At 39.4% G+C, this 21,289-nt stretch carries 22 protein-coding genes; 12 read left to right on the top strand and 10 right to left on the bottom strand.

The annotated features are described in order from the left end of the window. Positions 1–572: 572 nt before the first annotated feature. A complete protein-coding gene (locus C0W29_RS20405; RefSeq protein ID WP_036793398.1) occupies positions 573–803 on the top strand; it encodes a DUF2789 family protein in 231 nt (76 codons plus the stop codon). A 26-nt stretch (positions 804–829) separates the two neighbouring features. Further along, positions 830–1,102 (top strand): hypothetical protein, encoded by a 273-nt coding sequence (locus C0W29_RS20400; RefSeq protein WP_036793397.1) that lies wholly within the window; start codon positions 830–832, stop codon positions 1,100–1,102. Between the two features lie 39 nt (positions 1,103–1,141). Here C0W29_RS20400 and C0W29_RS20395 read toward each other — a convergent pair whose 3' ends face one another. Both C0W29_RS20395 and syd read right to left on the bottom strand, forming a co-directional pair. Continuing rightward, positions 1,142–1,918, bottom strand: coding sequence for a Zn-ribbon-containing protein (locus C0W29_RS20395; protein WP_045045783.1), 777 nt, complete (start codon positions 1,916–1,918; stop codon positions 1,142–1,144). Positions 1,919–1,921: 3 nt separating this feature from the next. Continuing rightward, positions 1,922–2,476: a SecY-interacting protein gene (gene syd, locus C0W29_RS20390; RefSeq protein ID WP_045045782.1), complete on the bottom strand. Its 555-nt coding sequence runs from the start codon at positions 2,474–2,476 to the stop codon at positions 1,922–1,924. A gap of 86 nt (positions 2,477–2,562) precedes the next feature. Here syd and queF point away from each other — a divergent pair, with 86 nt between their 5' ends. From queF to xni, 5 genes are all read left to right on the top strand, one after another. Beyond that, positions 2,563–3,414: an NADPH-dependent 7-cyano-7-deazaguanine reductase QueF gene (queF, locus tag C0W29_RS20385; RefSeq protein WP_045043489.1), complete on the top strand. Its 852-nt coding sequence runs from the start codon at positions 2,563–2,565 to the stop codon at positions 3,412–3,414. A 121-nt stretch (positions 3,415–3,535) separates the two neighbouring features. Further along, positions 3,536–5,815, top strand: coding sequence for a tetratricopeptide repeat protein (locus C0W29_RS20380; protein ID WP_045043488.1), 2,280 nt, complete (start codon positions 3,536–3,538; stop codon positions 5,813–5,815). A gap of 131 nt (positions 5,816–5,946) precedes the next feature. Next, entirely contained in the window at positions 5,947–7,506 is a 1,560-nt protein-coding gene (locus tag C0W29_RS20375) for a GGDEF domain-containing protein (protein ID WP_045045781.1), read from the top strand. Between the two features lie 232 nt (positions 7,507–7,738). Then, positions 7,739–9,112: a nucleotide 5'-monophosphate nucleosidase PpnN gene (gene ppnN, locus C0W29_RS20370; RefSeq protein WP_045045780.1), complete on the top strand. Its 1,374-nt coding sequence runs from the start codon at positions 7,739–7,741 to the stop codon at positions 9,110–9,112. 77 nt (positions 9,113–9,189) lie between these two features. Beyond that, positions 9,190–9,963 carry a flap endonuclease Xni gene (gene xni, locus C0W29_RS20365; RefSeq protein ID WP_045045779.1) on the top strand — a complete coding sequence of 258 codons (774 nt, stop codon included), beginning with the start codon at positions 9,190–9,192 and terminating at the stop codon, positions 9,961–9,963. Between the two features lie 35 nt (positions 9,964–9,998). Here the strand turns inward: xni and C0W29_RS20360 are convergent, their stop codons facing one another. From C0W29_RS20360 to C0W29_RS20340, 5 genes are all read right to left on the bottom strand, one after another. Next, positions 9,999–11,012 (bottom strand): hypothetical protein, encoded by a 1,014-nt coding sequence (locus C0W29_RS20360; RefSeq protein WP_107174222.1) that lies wholly within the window; start codon positions 11,010–11,012, stop codon positions 9,999–10,001. 64 nt (positions 11,013–11,076) lie between these two features. Beyond that, a complete protein-coding gene (gene rlmM / locus C0W29_RS20355; RefSeq protein WP_045043484.1) occupies positions 11,077–12,162 on the bottom strand; it encodes a 23S rRNA (cytidine(2498)-2'-O)-methyltransferase RlmM in 1,086 nt (361 codons plus the stop codon). Between the two features lie 10 nt (positions 12,163–12,172). Continuing rightward, positions 12,173–12,532 (bottom strand): DUF423 domain-containing protein, encoded by a 360-nt coding sequence (locus C0W29_RS20350; RefSeq protein ID WP_045043517.1) that lies wholly within the window; start codon positions 12,530–12,532, stop codon positions 12,173–12,175. A 34-nt stretch (positions 12,533–12,566) separates the two neighbouring features. Then, the gene (locus tag C0W29_RS20345) at positions 12,567–13,247 is read right to left on the bottom strand and encodes an alpha/beta family hydrolase (protein ID WP_045045777.1); all 681 of its coding nucleotides are present in this window, start codon (positions 13,245–13,247) and stop codon (positions 12,567–12,569) included. Continuing rightward, the gene (locus C0W29_RS20340) at positions 13,228–14,148 is read right to left on the bottom strand and encodes a transcriptional regulator GcvA (protein ID WP_036793384.1); all 921 of its coding nucleotides are present in this window, start codon (positions 14,146–14,148) and stop codon (positions 13,228–13,230) included. Before C0W29_RS20340 ends, C0W29_RS20345 begins: the two co-directional genes overlap by 20 nt. 365 nt (positions 14,149–14,513) lie before the next feature. On the opposite strand from C0W29_RS20340, the gene csdA reads away from it, so the two are divergent. Beyond that, positions 14,514–15,734 carry a cysteine desulfurase CsdA gene (gene csdA / locus C0W29_RS20335; RefSeq protein WP_045045776.1) on the top strand — a complete coding sequence of 407 codons (1,221 nt, stop codon included), beginning with the start codon at positions 14,514–14,516 and terminating at the stop codon, positions 15,732–15,734. Between the two features lie 19 nt (positions 15,735–15,753). Continuing rightward, complete coding sequence (gene csdE, locus C0W29_RS20330; RefSeq protein WP_045045775.1) at positions 15,754–16,194, top strand: cysteine desulfurase sulfur acceptor subunit CsdE; 441 nt, start codon at positions 15,754–15,756, stop codon at positions 16,192–16,194. Between the two features lie 74 nt (positions 16,195–16,268). Here csdE and tcdA read toward each other — a convergent pair whose 3' ends face one another. The 3 genes from tcdA to C0W29_RS20315 form a co-directional block, all read right to left on the bottom strand. Next, positions 16,269–17,078: a tRNA cyclic N6-threonylcarbamoyladenosine(37) synthase TcdA gene (gene tcdA, locus C0W29_RS20325; RefSeq protein WP_045045774.1), complete on the bottom strand. Its 810-nt coding sequence runs from the start codon at positions 17,076–17,078 to the stop codon at positions 16,269–16,271. Between the two features lie 117 nt (positions 17,079–17,195). Then, positions 17,196–18,329, bottom strand: a complete 1,134-nt coding sequence (gene mltA, locus C0W29_RS20320) for a murein transglycosylase A (RefSeq protein ID WP_045043516.1) — start codon at positions 18,327–18,329, stop codon at positions 17,196–17,198. Between the two features lie 205 nt (positions 18,330–18,534). After that, positions 18,535–18,849, bottom strand: coding sequence for a DUF2850 domain-containing protein (locus C0W29_RS20315; RefSeq protein WP_052671730.1), 315 nt, complete (start codon positions 18,847–18,849; stop codon positions 18,535–18,537). A 245-nt stretch (positions 18,850–19,094) separates the two neighbouring features. Between C0W29_RS20315 and argA the strand changes: the two genes are divergently transcribed. From argA to C0W29_RS20305, 3 genes are all read left to right on the top strand, one after another. After that, the gene (gene argA / locus C0W29_RS20310; protein ID WP_045045773.1) at positions 19,095–20,423 is read left to right on the top strand and encodes an amino-acid N-acetyltransferase; all 1,329 of its coding nucleotides are present in this window, start codon (positions 19,095–19,097) and stop codon (positions 20,421–20,423) included. Between the two features lie 137 nt (positions 20,424–20,560). After that, complete coding sequence (locus C0W29_RS21885) at positions 20,561–20,716, top strand: DUF5993 family protein (RefSeq protein ID WP_219906112.1); 156 nt, start codon at positions 20,561–20,563, stop codon at positions 20,714–20,716. A 9-nt stretch (positions 20,717–20,725) separates the two neighbouring features. Further along, the gene (locus C0W29_RS20305) at positions 20,726–21,265 is read left to right on the top strand and encodes a disulfide bond formation protein B (RefSeq protein ID WP_036793379.1); all 540 of its coding nucleotides are present in this window, start codon (positions 20,726–20,728) and stop codon (positions 21,263–21,265) included. The last annotated feature ends 24 nt before the right edge of the window (positions 21,266–21,289 follow it).

Below are 21,289 nucleotides of genomic sequence, written 5' to 3'. Positions count from 1 at the left end.
GGCCATCCTAACCCGTCATCACATCCTGTTCTGACTCTCATCTCCTTCCTGGAGGTGTCCTTTACTTCATCCTGAAGTGATCCTTTATGCCTCAATCCTAGAGGTGTTCCCTACTTCATCCTGAAGTTATCCTAATGTCATCCTGACCAGTAAACATCCTGTTTACTTTTTAGCGCATCCTACGCTATTCCCTTCACATTCCATGTCCGATAAACCATCCTAGTTTACCAGTATCTCATCCTGAGACTGCCTGTATCCGTGGCACTTTCCTGTTCCGTTGTGTCAGTTCCTTCCGACACCAATAAGATTACGCTTTTGATTATTATCCACAATATATGTTTAAACATTTTCTGATATTTATTTTCATCCCGCAGGCAGCGAAAAAACAAAAAGCATTTAATATCAATTAATTATAAAAAAACAAACCGTCATACCCACTAAAAATAAACTCAATCTCTTACATCCGTGTAAGAGATCTCTTACAACGATATTGGCTATTTAAGTAAATAACTATTTAAGTAGATATCCACTATACTCACTCAGAGGAAAATAATGCACAGTAAGGAGTCAACATGGAAGCATTCAACCACGACTTAGCTAACTTATTCAGTCAATTAGGATTAGATAATTCAACTGAATCTATTGAGCATTTTTTACAAACCCATGGATTAGAACAACAACAAAAATTAGCTGAAGCACCATTTTTAGTTCCGGCTCAGCAACAATTTATTATTGAGGCACAACAGCAAGACGCTGATTGGTGCGAGGTCATCGATCAATTAGATGCTTTACTTAGAAAATAATAGCTACCTTTACATTAGGAATGATAATGTCAACCATCACCCAAGAAATAGAACAGGTTATTAAACAGTTAGTTACTGAAAAAAAACAGCCGTCAGTTGCATTAATTAAAGCACGACTAACAACATCTCTGCCTATTCCGGTGATAATAAAAGCACTGCAAGCATGGCAAAAAAACGCCAAAGTCCCTCATATAGAGAAGCAACATCGAGTATTAACAGCAGAACAACGTATAGAGCAACTAGAGCAACAAGTGCTTGCACTCTCAACCCGTTTGGCTCGATTAGAAGCTGACCGCTAGTGATAAAAAAGCACCTAAATTTAAAGGTGCTTTTTTATATTACTGAAAATTCCACGACATATTTGATACGATTCGACATCGATCGCATTTGAAATGAAACAAACCATGTAAGGCTTCTGATTGTCGCCATTCACCATCACAACTAGGACATCGACGAGCGAGCTCTGTGACTTTATCTTTACCACCAACACGGTATTGATAATAATACGTTGGGATTTCTGTTGTTACTTCTATATGACGACACAACTCACGCCCACGTACAAAAAGCTCGCTATCTATATCGCCAATCTCCGCTAATGCCATACTAACTGCGGTTTGGCTTCTTATCGCCATTTGGATTTCATCAAATGCTTGCCATTCAGTCTGCCACTTAACAACCGCTTTATAATCACCATCAATTGTTGCCCCAGTTTGATATAGTGGTATTGGTAGCAACGTATCACCGCTACGAAGTGGTGAGCAGCTGTGAACATACGTGGTATAAAGTACTTGCCACGATGGTGAAAAGTTTTCCGCTACAGAATCAGAATTAAGGTCAACCCCTAATACTTTTATTTTAGGGGTTAGTAAGCACGATAGTGTTAATTGCTCATAGCATGCACGTACTTGAGGGCTATTATAGCGTGAATGCAAACTCTCTTTCTCTGGACACACAACTCGCACTCGAAAGACACCATCATCGATCACAATCGGAAATTCACGCCCCAGTACTTGACCGTTATAACGCAAAGCATCCATCAAGCCATTTATCGCACTATCGACTTGCGATAAAGTAGTATTATCAAAACATTCAAATTGCAGCTCAACAACAAACACTATCTACACCTCTGTTACTAGTGGCTGTAATTGCTGTAAGAACGTCGTAACATCAGCCGCTAACACTTGGCGAAGATCTTTCCCAAGAGTTTCTAACACCACTTGACCAGTTAAATTACAAATAGAAATCACTTTTGATTCATCGTCCAATACTGCAATAAACACTGTTGGTTTAAGCTTCATACGACGTTGAGTAACTAAGTGTCCTAAAATATTTTGCTGTAAACGGTCAATATCGTCATCATTAAATGCTTGCAATAAATCAAGCGATAAATCACCAAACATAGCGCTCATATCACCGCTAAATTGCGATCCATAAAAAGCATTAATATCACTATGAAGTGATAAATCCATGCCTTTTTCGACCCCATCTAAAGTGATCATAGGTTGACGCTCAATCGGTTTCCAGGTCACATTTCGACCATCATCATCGACAACACAAGGTGAAATAAGCCCAACTAAATGCTCACTTACGGGAAAACCGCGATCTGCATCACACCATGCTTGTAAATAACGAGCAGAAAAATCAGATAAAGCGCAGGTAACAGGATGATTCATTCGCAACCTCATAAAAGATTCAGTAAACTTTAGGTTTAAACCGTTTCGACGGACATCTATTCTAATCCAAGAGTGTCATAGACAGTATGAGTAAATATAAAGACGCTAAAGAATTAGCCGGTTTAACCCTTGGCCAAAAGACAGAGTATAAAGATCAGTATGATCCTTCGCTACTGCAACCTGTACCAAGAAGCCTGAACCGTACCGATCTTAATATCAGCGATGATGCACTGCCATTTACTGGCTATGATATTTGGACATTATACGAATTATCATGGCTCAATAAAAAAGGCTTACCACAAGTTGCTATTGGTGAAGTGCGTTTACCAGCATCAAGTCCTAACCTTATTGAATCAAAATCTTTTAAACTGTACCTTAACAGCTTTAATCAAACACGCTTTGATGGTTGGCAAGATATTGCAGATACTCTGCAAATCGATTTATCACGTTGTGCAGGCGCAGATGTTGATGTCACCATTCAGCCGCTTACGGATTTTAATGAGCAACAGATTGTTAATTTCTTTGGCGAATGTATTGACGATCAAGATATTGAAATTAATGACTATACGTTCAAACCTGAATATCTTGAAGGTGCCGCTGATAATAATGATATCGTGGAAGAAATTGTTCATAGCCATTTGTTAAAATCAAACTGCTTAATCACGAATCAACCTGATTGGGGAAGTGTACGTATTGCTTATAAAGGCAATCGTATCGATCGTGAACAATTACTGCGTTACATTGTATCATTCCGTAACCATAATGAATTCCACGAACAATGTGTTGAACGTATCTTTAACGATATTATGCGTTTTTGTCAGCCTGAATTACTGACTGTTTATGCACGTTATACCCGTCGTGGTGGTTTAGATATCAACCCATATCGTACAAATATGGGTAAAACCCCAAGCGATAATTTCCGTCTTGCGCGTCAGTAATTAGATCCTCACGACGAATTCAACATTAAGTCCGGTAAAAAGCTTTACTTTGCTGGACTTGATGCTTTAACCCAGTAAAATTAATCTCATCTTGTGTGTTATTCTGCTGTTTTGAGATTATATGAATTTTCGCGGCCTATTTCTTTCTGGGTTAGTATTACTAACAACTTCATTTGATCTTCAAGCAAAAATTTATAGCTCGCCGATCCTCACTGAAGCTCATAATTTATTAGTTAATCAACCAGAGCGTACGCTTACGATCACCCAAAGCTACCTCGAACAACGTCGTCTAAGCCAGCCACAAGATCCATCACGAGTCCATCTTAGCGGTGAAACAGATCATTCTACCCGCACCCCACTGAATACTATCAATGCATTGCAACTCCAAGCACAAGCTTTGTCTCTTCTACAACGGCCAGAACAAGCAATTAGTGTTATCAAAAAAGCTGAAAAAAAAGCACTTGATAATAAACTGATGTTCAATGTCTTTGAAAGTCGGATTTTATTAGCCAAATTTTACTGGGTTAACTTAAGTAACAGTGCCACCGCGCTAAAAATGCTCAATACGCTTAGTACTGATATGAAGCATGCACAGCCAATAAAAGTTACCCGCCAACTACAAGAATTAAAATATCAATCACTGATGCTACGAGCGCTAATTGAATCAAGCATTGGTAAAGATGAAGCTGCAGAAAAGCTGTTTATCAAAGCTAAAGGTTATTTAGTCGCATTTGACGATAAAGATGAAATCATTAACTATCAACTCACATTAGGTCAGCATTATTTACGTCATGATCATTATGATATGGCACTTGATCGCTTATTAAGTGGTTATTGGTTAGCGGTTGAAAATGATGATCAACCACAAATTGCACGGGCTAATTATGAATTAGCTCAACTCTTTGAAGAACGGCATGTGTTTGATAAAGCATTAGAACATGCAACTCAAGCCGGGGAATTTTTTGAACGTTATAAACGCACCCAACAGTTAGCAAGAACATTAACCCTAATTGCCTCTATCTATGAACAACAAGGGCGTTATAACCTTGCTCTCGTACATTACTTTAATGCGCTTGACCAAGAGAATCAGCTTAAACATGATGTTCGTTCAGCGAATTTACGACTCAATATTGCGCGAGTTTACTTACATCTATATAACTATCCCAAAACAGAGCAATACATTGTTCAAGCTCGTAATCTTGCCCTACAAAGTGGTAATGAGAACATTGTCGCTGAAAGCCAGATCCTCCAAGGGCAATTAGAGTTAGAAAAAGGCGAATTAGATGATGCAATTACATCATTACAAGCAGGCTTAATTTCAGCTAGCCGTATTGGCGCCACAAGTTTGCAATTAATGGGTGAATCCATTTTATCTGAGGCATTTGAAAAGCAAAATGATTACTACAATGCCCTCCTCAGTCAGCGCCGCTATGAACAGCTGTATGCTGGCAAACAAAAAAGTGCGAATAAAAGTAATACTGAAGTATTTAAGCAACAACAAAAAATGATGGAGCGTTCACTCAGACTGGAAGAGATGGAACGAGAGCAATTCATTAATCAAAATGCATTATATAAACAGCAGCAAATATCTTTAGCCCTAATTGGGGTGTTAGTCATTATGTTATTACTGTTATGGCGCCGCCAGCACATTAATAAACAATTAAAGCAGCAACTCACTAAGTTAACGACAGATTACTATACTCACCCTCGTAGTGGATTACGTAATCTACGGATGCTCAATGCCCGTTTAGCCAATTCGCTCCAACAGAGTAGTGCTAACTTTGAACAATGGCACCTGGGTGAGATTATTAATGAACCTCTAAGTGATCGGCTACGATTTGCACTATTTGAAGTCTCATTCTTAAAGCGTATTTATCTAGAAAAGGGCTATCAACAAGGACTTACCGCAGAAAAAGAATTTGGCAATTATTTGCAACAGCAAGTATTAGAGCCTGCTCGTATTTATCATTTTTCTGATGCTATGTTTTTATATATCGAGCCCAATGCACGTTTAAGCTGTGATCCAAAACAACTAGCAGACTCGATGCAGCAATTAATTGATAATTATACCTTGCCGTTAAATATCGATAATTCATTGCAAATAGGCATGGCTGAGTATCCCTTCTTACCTCGAGCATATACTGCAATTAATGATCAAGAGTTAATTGATATATTACTAATGACCGTTAATGTTGGTGTAAGACTCAATGATAAACAACCAGGAAGCAACTGGGTTCATATATGTGCGATTGATGCAGCCCCTGCTGCCAGTTTTGTTGGTGATAATATCCGCCGTTCTTGTATTGAAGGGATAGCTAAAGGATTAGTAAAAGTACGTAGTTCAACCAATAATGAAATAATCTGGAACTACGATCACAATCTTAACAAAGATATCAATTAAATATATAAATGATACGAAACTCTGACAAATAGCACTAACTATCAGGTTTTATTTTTGGTAGCATGTTACGATTATTACAGTAACATTATGAATTAAATGGATTTAATCGTATTAGTGCAGATGCATAACCAATGACAGATATTAATGCCATTGTTGCCGAAATCAGTGTTCTAAAGCAGCAATTAGACCTTGCCCAACTTTCTTACCGTGATTCTAATCTAAAATCGCGACGCGAGACTGTAATATTAAAACGCCTTATTACTCGATTAGCGGTTGCCTGCCGAGGTCTTGATAACGATCTCGATAGTACATTACACGCAATAACCCATGATCTCGAACAACCATTAGAAATTAGTCGGCTCATTCCTCGGTTAGCTATTGTAGAACGTCTGGTCATCCAGCAAGCTGATGTAATCCAACGCCAAAGCAAACAGTTACAAAGTCACGTTAATCAACGCGGACACACTCTGTCACATTACCAAGGTTTACCTGCATCATTGCAACGAGATCTACGCGGTCTTTTCAACCAGCCATCAACAACATTATTAGAGAATCATCAGCGTATATTACGTTTACTAGAACTGTATGAACGCAGTATAAAATTAATTGCAGCGAATAATAACGGTACAACGCTATCTAGTGATAATCAGCAAAACTTTGAAATTGAGTTAGTTGCAGAACTACAGCGTCTTATCACAGAGATAGATTTCACCAACGAACAAGGTGAACAACTATTTACTATTCGTAATCAATTAGCACAAGGCGTCGATCAAAAAACATTACAGACATTATTATTACAAGTATTAGGTCTTATTGTCACAGGGACTCATGCTGAACGTCATGCCTCGCAGCGGTTTCTAAATACACTCAATAGTGATTTAGCCTCGTTACAAAAAAACACATCGAAAACAGCCAGTTCTTTTTCAGTATTACATCAACATCGACGTGACTTTAACACTAGCATCTCAACGATAGTGACGAATATTAACCAAGAGCTAAAGACTAAAAATACGATAGAAACAGCACCTGAATCATTATTGAATATTGCGCATGAATTACAACAATTAGCGCAACGTAATAGCCAACTAGAGCAACGAGAGCAAGCGCTGCTAGAACAGTTAAATCACAATGATAATAAAGTGCTGCATTTACAAGAACAGACTTACAGCTACCACCAACGTTTGAGCCAACAGCAACAAAATATCTTCCGTGATAAATTAACCCTGACCTACAACCGTAGTGCGTTTGATGATCGTCTTGAACATGAATATCAACGTTGGTTACGTTACCAAAATCCATTACTGTTAATGCTGGTTGATATTGATAATCTCAGCCATATTAATAATAATTATGGTCATCATGCTGGAGATAAAGCACTTAAAATTATCGCTCAAACCATTAGCCAGCAACTCAATCCAACCGACTTTATTGCGCGTTTTAGTGATGATGCCTTTATGTTATTGATCACTGATATTAATCAGCAACAGCGTCACCAAGCAGTACAAACCATTCGCACAGCTGTCACTCAACTACCGTTACACTTCAAGGGGCAAAGTGTATCGATGTCAGTTTCTATTAGTAGCTCATTTTTTACCAATAACGACATCCCCAAGAATGTGATTGAACGTCTTGAAACAACATTACTTCATACTCAGCACCAGCACTGTAACATTGTCACTCACGATAATTAGCCTCCCAACGACGCCAATACGCACATCCATTCGGCTCGCTTATATTATTACTATCATTTACTGGTCAAAGATAAAATCACTGTGTATGGTAACAATAGAAAAGTAAATTATATTACTGTCAACTTCCTGTTCTTTATTTGATTTTAGCACCAGTCCCTTGGTGATTACGCCTTGCGTCACTGCCTTATATCAATAAATGAACATGCTTTTCATCATTACCAGGGAGGTTATTATGATAACGCATATCAGCCCTATCGGCGCTATGAACCTATTATCACAAATAGAAGCCGACAGCTTAAAAGCAACAGCATCCAGTGATTTATATCGCCTCTATCGCAACTGCTCACTCGCCGTTTTAAATTCAGGCAGCCATACCGATAACTCGAAAGAAATCCTAGAAAAACACCTCGATTTTGCGATTAATTTATTACGTCGAGAACGAGGTATCAAAATAGAACTCGTTAATCCACCTGAACATGCCTTTGTGGATGGACGTATTATTCGTGGCATTCAAGAACATATGTTTTCAGTTTTACGCGACATTATTTATGTCGATATGCATATTGCGCGTCGTAATGATATCGATCTTGCCAGCGCACCGCACATTACCGACTTTGTGTTTAGCCTATTACGTAATGCCCGCACGCTACATGCCGGTGAAGATCCAAATATTATCGTATGCTGGGGAGGGCACTCGATCAACCCGGTTGAGTACCAATATACCCGTGAAGTAGGCAATGAATTAGGCTTACGCGAACTCAATATTTGTACGGGTTGTGGTCCAGGAGCGATGGAGGGACCAATGAAAGGGGCTGCTATTGGCCATGCTAAGCAACGCTACTCTGAGAGTCGTTTTATTGGCTTAACTGAGCCATCAATTATTGCCGCGGAGCCACCAAACCCTATCGTCAATGAATTAGTTATTTTGCCCGATATTGAAAAACGTTTAGAAGCGTTTGTTCGAATTGGTCATGGAATTATCATTTTCCCAGGAGGAGCAGGGACTGCTGAAGAATTACTGTACATTCTGGGGATTTTAATGCACCCCGACAATGCAGAACAACCATTACCCTTAATCCTTACAGGTCCTAAAGAAAGTGAAGCTTACTTCCGTACTTTAGATGATTTTATTCGCGATACCTTAGGTGAGGCCGCCACCCAGCATTATCAAATTATTATTGGTGATCCTGCTGAAGTCGCACAAGTAATGAAAGCTGCCATGGCTCGCGTAAAAGAACATCGTTTAGCCACTGGTGATGCTTATTGTTTTAACTGGTCACTGACGATTCCAGAAGATTTCCAAATGCCATTTGCCCCGACTCATAAAGCAATGGCAAGCTTAGATTTACATATGGATCAACCTAAAGAAAAACTGGCAGCTAATTTACGCCGAGCTTTCTCTGGTATCGTTGCCGGTAATGTTAAAGAAGAAGGCATTCATGAAATTGAGCAATATGGCCGGTTTAAGATTGATGGCGATAAAGTGTTGATGCAACGAATGGATAAGCTGTTGAAAAATTTTGTGGAGCAGCAGCGCATGAAATTACCAGGCAGTAAATATGATCCTTGTTATGAAATTGTAAACTCTCACGACCAAGCGAAATAAGTTCGTTATTTGATTACAGTTTTGCGTACAATAAGGAGCCTAAGCGCTCCTTTTATTCATCTAAATAGAATTTATTTATGGCTATTCACCTTGTTGTTATTGATGCATTAAATCTTATTCGTCGCGTTCATGCAGCGCAACCGGGGCAACCCGATGTAGACAACACTGCAAGAGTTTGTTGTCAGGCATTACAGAAAATCATTAGTAGCACCAAACCGAGTCATATAGTGGCGGTGTTTGACCATAATAGTGATGATCGCGGCTGGCGAGCAGAGCTACTGCCACATTATAAAGAAGGCCGTAAACCGATGCCGCCAGAGCTGCTAGCGGGTATGGATAGTATTCAAGATGCATTTATGGCGATTGGCATTGATTCATTATTATCAGACGGTGATGAAGCCGATGACTTAGTGGCAACCTTAGCCTTAAAAGTTGCTTCTCGTAACGAACAGGTCACTATCGTTTCAACCGACAAAGGGTATTGTCAGTTATTACAGCCAACATTACGTATTCGTGATTACTTTCAACAACGTTGGCTTGATAGCCCGTTTATTGAAAAAGAATATGGCGTTAAACCGCAATTATTAACGGACTACTGGGGATTAGCGGGGATCAGCTCCAGTAAAATCCCAGGCATTGCAGGGATTGGTCCCAAAGCCGCAGTTGAATTATTAAGCCTCTACCCTAGTCTTGAGTCTGTGCTAACCGCCACTGATCTTGCCCCTAAATGGCACAAGAAAATCAGTGGCAATGAAGATATAGCACGTGCATCCAAAGCCGTTGCTAGCTTAAAAACTGATTTAACACTGGGCTTTAATTTGCAAGATATTCGTTATAAAGAAAATAATTAGGGATATCTAGGTAAACAATAATTGCCTATTATTAATTACTGTTTACCTAATTTTTCTCTTAAATAAGTCATTCTTGAATTTATCTTATTATTATTTTTATTGATTTTTTTAATTAACTTAATTAATTGATAATTTTTTTTATAGTAAAAGATCTTACTTGTTGCTAGTGACAGCTCAAAAATACCTCGAAGGCTTTCCTTTCCCGCATATTTAGGTAATTCCAAATACTCTGCATCAGATTTATTTAAACTTGAAAGATAAGAAAAATCAGTATTAAACTTAATTTTCTTTATATTCCTTCCTTGGAAAGATATAAGAGGGTAAACCATCGGAATATTATATTTACCTTTTCTAATCCAATTCGCAATAATTACACTTAAAATTGCTTGTTCTGATGTAGAGTGAGAAAAATTAGGATCTAATTCTCCATACTGCTCACCATTTATCCATTCATTATGCTTACAAGCTGCTATCCATTCTTTTAGTAAAGTAACAGATGCTTCAGATTTTCTTACTACGATGAAATTTCCCATTATCGTTGGGTATTCATATGAAAATGTATGATCTTCCCCTAACTCTCTTAAAACATTTGTTTTTGTTATATTTTTATTCTTAATTGGAAAATCATGGTGAGGCGTAAAAAAATCAAAACCACAAATAGCTAAACACTCTTCAGCAATAGACTTTATTCCAGAATAATCAGCAAGTTGAGCATATTTTTTCATATTGGAATCACGATATATTACTATATCACCGTCATCCATTTTTTCTAATTCCAATAAGATAATTAATGGCTTCCAGGCACTGAAGCCAATTTTTGACATTCCAGGATTAGCTGTAACTAACCCAGTACTTTTATATTCTTTTAAAAAGTCATGCCATCCACTATCTCTTAATTTCTTAGGCGTGTAGTAAATAATATTATCAACATGATCTTTCGCTGCATCTATAACTAGTTTTTTATTTTCTGAGAGGTCTAAAGCATTATCATTTGGTGCGCCTTCAGAATAGAAGAAAACCAAATTAGTCTTGTGAGAGATTTGTTTCATAATTTAAATCTACATTTAGGTTAAGAATAAGAGAGGCCTATTTTAGCAACAGGCCTGCTGTTGTTTAATACGCTGAACGGTTATCCAAACGCTGAATATGGACGGTGATTTCTTCACGATCATGGTATAGATGTTTTGCTTGAAGCTTAAACTTCACACCATTTTTAATCAGTAGTACTTTTAGATTTTCAATATCTTGCAGTACTTCATCGTAACGACCTTTCATTGGCAGTTTGAGATTGAAAATAGCTTCTTTTGCCCATGCTTTAATCAGCCATTCACCCATTAGGTGCGCTACACGAGCTGGCTTTTCAATCATATCACAAACAATCCAAGTAATATTTTTACGTGCTGGTTCATATTTAAAGCCATCAACCGCATGATATTTAACTTGGCCAGTATCCATTAAGCTTTGCGCCATAGTACCATTATCAATCGCGTGAACGAACATCGAACGTTTCACTAATTGGTACGTCCAACCGCCAGGACAAGCACCTAAATCAACACTCCACATACCTGGGGCTAAACGCTCATCCCACTCTTCACGTGGAATAAACACATGGAAAGCTTCTTCTAATTTCAGTGTTGAACGGCTTGGCGCGTCAGCAGGGAATTTAAGACGCGGAATGCCCATAAAAAATTGGGAATTATTTTGAGGGTAAGAATAACCAACAAAGCAGCAACCAGGGGCAATAAAGCACACATGTAAAACGGGTTTTTTATGGTTATCTTTAACGTATAAAATATTACGCTTACGCATTGCTTGGCGTAATGGCACCGTAAATTTACGGCAGAACTTCAATAGCTCTTTCGCTTCATTGGTATCAGGTGTTTCGATACGCAAATCGCCACAGATAGGGAAATTTTCACCAATCGCTTCTAAAATAGGTGAAATACGATCTTCTGATGGTAAGCCAGCTAGCATGGCTGAAGTAGCAAACATTTGACGAGCAAAAATCAACTGCGAAAATGGCTGCAATTGAATAAACTTATTCGCATCACCTGCTTGATAAAACTCAAATAACACATAACCTGAATTGTTTTTCACCCGAGGGAAACCAAACAATTCCAGCGTATTTGCTTTGTCTTGAACCTCTCCGGCACATTCTTTTTCAAAGCCAGGACGACAGTACAATAAAACTTGATTCACGTTGGAACCCTCAAGCTGAACGCCAGGCTGCTATTGCGAGCATCACCCAGCCAATAATAAAACATATTCCGCCCATCGGTGTGATAGGACCAAACCACTTAATGCCAGTTAAAGCCAATGCATATAAACTGCCGCTAAAGCAAATTATACCGAGACCAAAAAACAGCGCCGCGTATGATAACGCTTTTGATGGCAAAAAGCGTGACAATATTCCACAAGCTAATAATGCCAATGTATGCCAGGCCTGATATTGGACCCCGACTTTAAACACATCGAGTAAATAAGGGGCTAATGTATGACTTAAACCATGAGCCGCAAACGCGCCGAGGGCCACCATTATCACACCACTGCATGCGGCAAACACCAACATTAACCGCGATTGTTGACGTTGTTTAGAGGTTAACTCAACACTCACTGACACAATCCTTAATAAAAGTCGCTAATGCGGCAATCGCAATTGCTATATTTTCAGCTTCAGTATGACCAGAGGCTTTACGTGGTTTAAAACCATGATCACCATCCGCTAAAAATTGACAATCCACTTGCGGCGAAAATGGCCATTGCTCAACTTCACTACGAATACCAAAAGTGTCGCGTTCACCTTGTAGAATCAGCGTTGGTACTGTGATCGTTGCCAGATGATCACCTCGATAATTTTCAGGCTTTGCTGGAGGATGAAAAGGAAAACCAAGACAAGCAACACCACGTACTTTCGAGGCACAGTTATTAACCTGTGGTGTTTCAGCGGCAATATCAGTCACCATCAAACTTGCCATTCTCCCCCCCATCGATTTACCACCAATGACTAACTTGCCATTATCAAACTGCTCGATGTGAGTTTGAAAATCGAGTAATAATTTAGGTTGACGATCAGGCGGACGTTTTTTACCGTCTTCAGCCCGCTTAACCATATACGGAAAGTTAAACCGTACCACTTGAATATTATGTGCCGCTAAACCTGCCGCGACGGTGGTCATAAAGGCATGATCCATTCCAGCGCCAGCACCATGAGCAAATAAAAACGTTGCTATGGCATCTTCAGCATCAGGACCATCAATCAGATAGTCACACTTCTTCGATAACATCAGGCATATCCTCTTGCTCTTTACGGGCTTTATTTAAAATCCAATCACGGAAAATTTGAATACGGCCGGTATCGGCTTGTTTTTCCTGACATACAAAATAAAAAGCATTTTTACTAACCAAAATTTCATCAAACGGACACACCAGTCTTCCGGCTTCTAATTCAGGCTGGGCTAAAACATTATTACCTAATGCGATGCCCTGTCCGTGAGCTGCAGCTTGTAGCACCATCGTTGAATGACTAAAGATAGGTCCCTGATTAACATTGACCCCCTTCACATCATAATGGCGGACATAATTCTTCCACTCTTTACGAGAAGTATCATGTAATAAGGTGTGTAATTTTAAATCTTCAATAGTACGTAATGGCTTACTACCGACCAATAACATTGGCGAACACACTGGCATCATAAACTCTTGGTATAGCTTATCTGCACGTAAACCTGACCAATTACCACGACCATAATAAATAGCCACATCAACATCATCTGTCAATGAGCCTTCATCAAGATCAACGGCTTTAATACGGACGTCAATTTCAGGGTGTTGTTCATTAAAATCAGTTAATCTTGGTACCAACCATTGAATTGCAAAACTAGGAGGTAAACTAATGGTTAATGCACCTTTTGAGCCTCTTTCTAGTACCTTATCTGTCGCATCTGAAATCGATGAAAAGATATCTTTAATATCAAGAAAGTAGCTTTGCCCTTCTTCGGTTAACAGTAACGAACGATTGCGACGACGGAATAGCTTTAACCCCAAAAATTCCTCTAAGGCTTTAATTTGATGGCTAACTGCAGCTTGAGTAACAAACAATTCTTCGGCTGCTCGAGTAAAACTTAAATGCCTCGCAGCGGCTTCAAACACCTTTAATGAGTTAAGCGGAGGTAAACGTCTAGACATACTTTTCGATGCTCTCTAATGCATTAGTTTTTTTCATCTCAAACATTATAAATTGTCCATTGTTTAAGTGCTATATAAACCCTATTATTCGTCCCGTAATGTTGATGAACATTTTGTGTTTTGCCCTCTGGCTAACCGCTAAATCAACATTACGATGTTGTGTTTGCATATTGTCCGGATCCTGCCGGATAGGTAGTTATCTACCGCTTTACTTCCTGTATTTTGACCTTGGTGTCAAAGTAATTGTTAGCACTGCGCCCCAACGCAGTGCTATTTTTTTATTGCTCAAAAATCATCGCAACACTTGCTCTTCCTTGCATTTATTAGCATCATCAATAATTCAAATTTCTGTAATGTGACCCGCTATGACCATACCATTCGATATCAAGCAAATTCAAACCCAATTTCCAGCACTGCAACATTCAGATGTCGCACCGCGAGCGGTTTATTTAGACAGTGCGGCTACAGCTCAAAAGCCCGCGATTGTTATCGATACTCTAAGTCACTATTACCGCGGCTATAATGCCAATGTGCATCGAGGCAGCCATAGTTTAACGGCTAACGCTACCTTAGCTTTTGAACAGGCACGAGCAACTGTACAAAAATTTATTGGCGCAGCTAGCCACAAAGAAATCATTTGGACTCGTGGTGCCACTGAAGCATTAAATCTGATCGCCCAAACCTATGCTCGCACCCACTTACAAGCAGATGACGAAATTTTAGTTAGCGAAATGGAACACCATGCCAATATTGTGCCTTGGCAGATAGTCGCTGAACAAACTGGTGCAAAAGTGGTTAAAATTCCAATGCGCAGTGATTGCACATTAGATATCGACGCCTATCACCATCTATTGTCAGCCAAAACAAAAATTGTTGCGATAGCTCATATCACCAATGTTACCGGCACTCGCAATCCGATAGAGTCAATGATAGCGGCAGCCCATCAATATGGTGCAGTGGTGGTGGTTGATGGCGCTCAAGGTATTGCTCATGAACAAGTTAATGTTCAAACACTTGATGCCGATTTTTATGTATTCTCTGGCCATAAAATTTATTCACCAGCAGGTATTGGCGTACTCTATGGCAAACAAGCCCTACTAGAAGCGATGCCACCATGGCACGGTGGCGGTAAGATGGTCGAAAAAGTGTCTTTTGCCGGTACTCATTATGCAGGTTTACCGGGTAAATTTGAGGCAGGTACGCCCAATGTTGCGGGTAGTTTAGCCCTTGCAGCAGCAATTGAATGGCTACAAAGTATCGATCGACAAGGTGCGGAACAACATATTGCACGCTTACGTCAACAAGCTTTAGACGGTATTCAGAATATTGATGGCTTGAGAGTTATCGGTCTTCAACCGAATGCGAGCTTATTTTCTTTTGTGGTCGATGGTGTCCATCATCAAGATATTGCGACCTTGCTTGATCAACAGCATATTGCACTACGCGCAGGCCACCACTGTGCACATCCAATGCTTGATGCGCTAGGATTAACAGGAACTTTACGCGTATCATTAGCTCTTTATAATGATCAACAAGATGTCGAGCGTTTTATTACAGCGCTACATAAAGCCTGCGATTTATTGTAGTTGCAGCCAAGGAAAAAAGATGCCCACCACGATAACACTACCTCAGCACCCATTTGGGACTGAGATCACCACTGCCGATATCATTGCGCAAATGCAAGCTGCGACGGGATGGGAAGATCGCTATCGCAACGTGATTCAGTTAGGTAAAAAGCTGCCACAACTGGATGACAGTTATAAACAAGATCAACTTAAAATTAGCGGCTGTGAATCACAAGTTTGGCTACACCATCAAATTATTGATGATCGCTATTACTTTATTGCCGATTCAGATGCACGTATTGTACGAGGCTTAATTACGCTAGTGCTCACTGCTTATCATGGTAAAACTGCTGCAGAAATTAACCGTTTTGATATCGATACTTATTTTGAAAACTTAGGGCTTATCGCGCATTTAAGTCCTTCACGAGGCAATGGCTTAAAAGCAATTGTTGAGCAAATAAAACAGCTCGTACAGCAATAATACTCGCTAGCAACCACAAAAAAGCGGATTCAAACGATCCGCTTTTTACTACAACTTATCACCAACGTTATGACTTATTGACGATACTTTTCAATTAGTTTCTTAATAACGTGGGCTACTGCTACAAAACCAAAACTAGCAGTTACAACGGTTGCAGCGCCAAAACCACTGGCACAATCCATTCGCTTTGGCCCTTCCGCCGTTGCTTTTATCGCACACGCAGAACCATCAGCTTGTGGGTATTTCAAATGCTCAGTTGAATAAACACAATCAATACCAAATTTACGCTTAGGATTTTTAGTAAAATTATGCTGGCGACGCAATGTTTCACGCAATTTTCTAGCCAATGGATCTTGAATTGTTTTAGTCAAATCGGTGACTTGTATTTGGGTTGGATCGGTTTGCCCACCAGCACCACCAATAGTAACAACTTTAATTTTATTACTTTTACAATATGCCAGTAATGCCGCTTTAGCTTTTAGACTATCAATCGCATCAATCACATAATCAAATTGTGTTGATAAATATTGGGCTTGATTTTCAGGACTAATAAAATCATCAATTAAATTAACTTTACACTCAGGGTTAATTAATTGAATACGTGTAGCCATTACTTCAATTTTACTTTGACCAACCGTACCTGTCATTGCATGAATTTGACGGTTAATGTTAGTCACACACACATCATCCATATCAATTAAGGTCAATTCACCAATCCCTGAACGTGCCAATGCTTCTGCCGCCCATGAGCCTACGCCACCAATACCAATCACACACACGTGTGCAGCGCGAAGGATTTCAACTTCACTATTGCCATATAAACGACGCGTGCCGCCAAAACGCTGGTTATAACTATCGGATGCTGGGGTGTCTAATTCACGCATACTGGTTCTACACTGCTTGAGGTGGATAAACAAAGAGTGCGTTTTTATACGCACTCTGAGAACAATTGTCTAGTAACAGCCAATGATAACCATAGTAGTTACATTCGCTAAACCGCCTTATTTAGGCATCAGCCAAGGATCTTGAGTGGCAGAGCCTTTAAGTCCTAAACGCCATACACGACCAAAATGCTTATAATGACCCGCATCTGTGCCCGCTTGCTTACCCATTCCATGATACAAATCGAGATGATTACGCTTAACAGCACCGCCGGTGTCTAAGGCTAATAATAGTCGTAATACATGCTTACCCGTCCAATTACCTTGAGCATCTAATTGTGGTACTTCTGCCAATAACACCGATCCCATAGGAATATATTTACGATCAGCAGCCACTGCTGCATTCGCTAATAACGGAATACCAGCACTACCTTTAACATCTAACGTTTTACGTGGTGAGAAAAACACAAATGATGGATTTTGCTCTAATAATTCACGCACTTCACTTTCACTATGATGCGCAACCCAGTTTTGAATCGCTTGCAATGACATCTTAGCTTTAGGCACTTCACCACGATCAATCAACACACGACCAATACTGACGTAACGATGACCATTCTTACCTGCATAACCAAAATATTGCAGCTGGTTATTATCTTCAAAATGAACAAAGCCACTACCTTGTACTTCCATCATAAACACATCAAGCATTGATTTGCTGTAACCCAGCACTAAACCTTGACCCGCTAACGCACCATCATAGATTTGTTCACGTGAAGGACAGCGGCCTTTACAGTTTGGCATTGCATAAATTGGGTAACGGAATACATTGGTGGGTTTATGACGTAACTCAATCACTGGCGAATAATAACCAGTAAACATCACATTACCTTCACCATTAGCACCACCCATTTGTGCCGCTTGAATACCATATTTAGCTAATGTGCTTGGATCACCACTATGACTAGCCCAGTTTTCTACTTGGCTATATAAGGGTTCAAATTTACGTGCCATTGATGGTGAGCGTGAAGTAACCATTTTAGCTTGTGGCGCAAAAGTGCTGTAATCATGAGGCTTATTTGATTCAACTTTAGCAACTTTATTTAAAACATGATCAAAATGCTGCCCTAAATATTGGTGTGCTAACGGATTACCGATTGCGGCTAAACTTGGTTTTTCCGTTGTTGTACCTTCTGGTGATGAACATCCCACCAAACTGAAAAGAATAATTGCAACTGTTGCTTTACGTAACACGATAGATAAGCCTATAAAAGTTTTATAAAATGTAAAAATGATAGCTCGCTTAATTTTGTCAAAGCCGTAAATAGGTGACAATACTAACAAACACCATCTAAAAAGAAGTAACTATTTCAAATAATCTACCGATAACTGACATAACACTATCGAAATGTTTAAGACTGATCTGCGGTCACTAAAGTTCCATAAAAAATCAAATATACTATTGGCGATCAAACGTAGCGAAATAATGTGTTGGTTGCTGACGAATAAACGCACCATCCTCATAAAGATAAATATAAAGCTGCTGGCCAAAGTTATAACGTAATTGAACCCCATCCCAAAAATAATCAGATGTTAATAGCCGCCCCTGACGATAAATACCTTGTCGACGAACTTCAAATATTTCAACTTTATAAGGAGCTACATCCCGTTCTTTCCACACTCCTATAACTTGCTGCATTAACTGTTGCCGCTGCTCAATTGCCATCTCAAATTTAAACACGCTGATACCAATAGCGACTAACGCTATGACCAAAATAATTATCCAACGCCTATATCGACGCACATAAAAGAAAAAACAGTCGCTTGTCATTCTATCGCCCGCCCATCAACTCACCACCAATGGCATAAATATATAGCGGCCTTCAACACCAATACTTAATCAATCACTGCAGTAATTAATGATTTAGGCTTAATTACATTTAAATGCTGCACTAAACCAATAATTGCTTTAATTTATTGGCTATAAATTAAACATAAATACAGATATGGATATCGCTTGTGAATACACGAAAGACCCCACTGGTAAAAGGATTCCGTCAATCAGCCCCTTACTTAAACGCTCATGTGGGTAAAACCATGGTGATCATGGTCGGTGGAGAGGCTATTGCAGATCCCAACTTTGCCAACATTGTCAGTGATATTGCTTTGCTACACAGCTTAGGTATTCATATCGTGATGGTGTATGGTGCGCGACCACAAATAACCGCCTTACTACAACAACAGCATTATGATAGCCCTTACCATAAGGGAATAAGAATCACCGATGAGCATAGTTTAGAACTCGCTAAACAAGCCGCAGGACAAGTACAACTTGATATTACTGCCCGCTTTTCGATGGGACTCAATAATACCCCAATGGCGGGATCACAAATTAATGTCATTAGCGGTAACTTTATTATTGCCCAGCCACTAGGCATCGATGAAGGTATCGATTTTTGTCATAGTGGGAAAATTCGTCGTATCAACAGTAATGCTATAACCAGCCAGCTAGAACAAGGAGCGATTGTATTACTCGGCCCCATTGCTAGCTCAGTAACGGGTGAATGTTTTAATCTCACATCAGAAGAAATCGCCACTCAAGTCGCAATACGATTACGGGCTGATAAACTAATTGGCTTTTGTTCCGAACAAGGGGTTGTTGATAGCAATAATGACATCATCTCCGAATTATTACCCCATGAAGCCGAACAAGCATTGCAACAGCTTATCGATAACGATAATCAACAAAGTGGTACTGGTCGTTTTCTACGTGGCGCAATTGCTGCTTGTCGAGCGGGCATACCTCGTAGTCACTTATTGAGCTATAAACAAGATGGTGCCTTGATCCAAGAACTATTTTCATTAGATGGAATAGGTACTCAAATTGTAATGTCGAGTGCTGAAAAGATTCGCCGAGCGGATATCAATGACATCGGTGGTATTTTAGATTTAATTCAACCGTTAGAAAGCGAAGGTATTTTAGTTCGTCGATCGCGAGAACAACTCGAACGTGAAATTACCCTTTTTAGTGTGATTGAACTTGATAACCTCATTATTGGCTGTGCCGCGCTTTACCCTTACCCAGATGAAAAAATGGCAGAGATGGCTTGCGTTGCTATTCACCCTGACTTTAGAGACGGTGATCGCGGCGTGTTATTACTAAATAAATTATGCCAACAAGCTCGTGAAGCAGATCTCGATAAAATATTTGTCCTCACAACGCGTAGTGTGCATTGGTTTCGTGAGCAAGGATTTTATGAATGTGATATCGAACAATTGCCACTGCTTAAAAAAGATCTCTACAACTACCAGCGTCGCTCAAAAATACTTATAACGCCAACCAGTTAAAAATAGAACAACAATGTAACAAAGTGTTAATTTATAAGTTTATAATGTATGATGAAGTCTAAAGTTAGTCACTTTAAAATAATAAATTTAATAATTATAAATAACATACATACAAAAGAAAGGTTAAATAATCGCTTATGATGAGTTTACTGTTTCTACTAGTATTTGTTGCAATGCTCTGCGCATTTACTGGAAAAAAAGGTGCAAGTTATATTGTTTTTGCCATCACTGTTGTTTTGGGGCTGTATTGGTTCCATCACCATGCAACAGATTCTCTATCTATTTTACTCTAGGGAGAAAGTATGAATAATAAAAATGTAGCACTACTTAATGCCTTAGGTCTATTAGGGATCACCTTCGTTCTATTGATGGCATCAGTCCTTCAAGTTGTACTCAATGAACTACCTTGCCCATTGTGTTTATTACAGCGCTTAGGCTTTATGCTGGTAATGTTTGGTTTTATGCTCAATGTAGTTTACGGGCCACAACAGCGCCATTATGGCATCTTAATTATCGGCGCACTCTTTGGCGCAGCTACCGCATTACGTCAAGTATCATTACATGTCATTCCAGGTACACCAGGATTTGGTAGCCCTGTCTTTGGTATTCATTATTATACTTGGGCCTTTATTCTATTTAGTCTTACCATTGTAGGTGTTGCTGTATTGCAACTGCTATGGAACAAAGACTGGAATAATAATGATTACAAAATGAATCGCTTTGGCAAGTTTGTGTGCCTAGTAGCTATTTTTGCTGTCGTGGTTAACGTAGTATCGACCTTCATTGAATGTGGTCCTTACCAATGTCCAGATAACCCAGTTACTTATTGGCTATTTAATTAGCCATAAAAATAGCGACACTATAAC

Origin of the sequence: Photobacterium kishitanii, assembly GCF_003026355.1 — a bacterium.
Lineage (GTDB): Bacteria > Pseudomonadota > Gammaproteobacteria > Enterobacterales > Vibrionaceae > Photobacterium > Photobacterium kishitanii.
The sequence above is the reverse complement of the archived record's forward strand: the minus strand, read 5'-3'. Positions and strand labels throughout refer to the sequence as shown.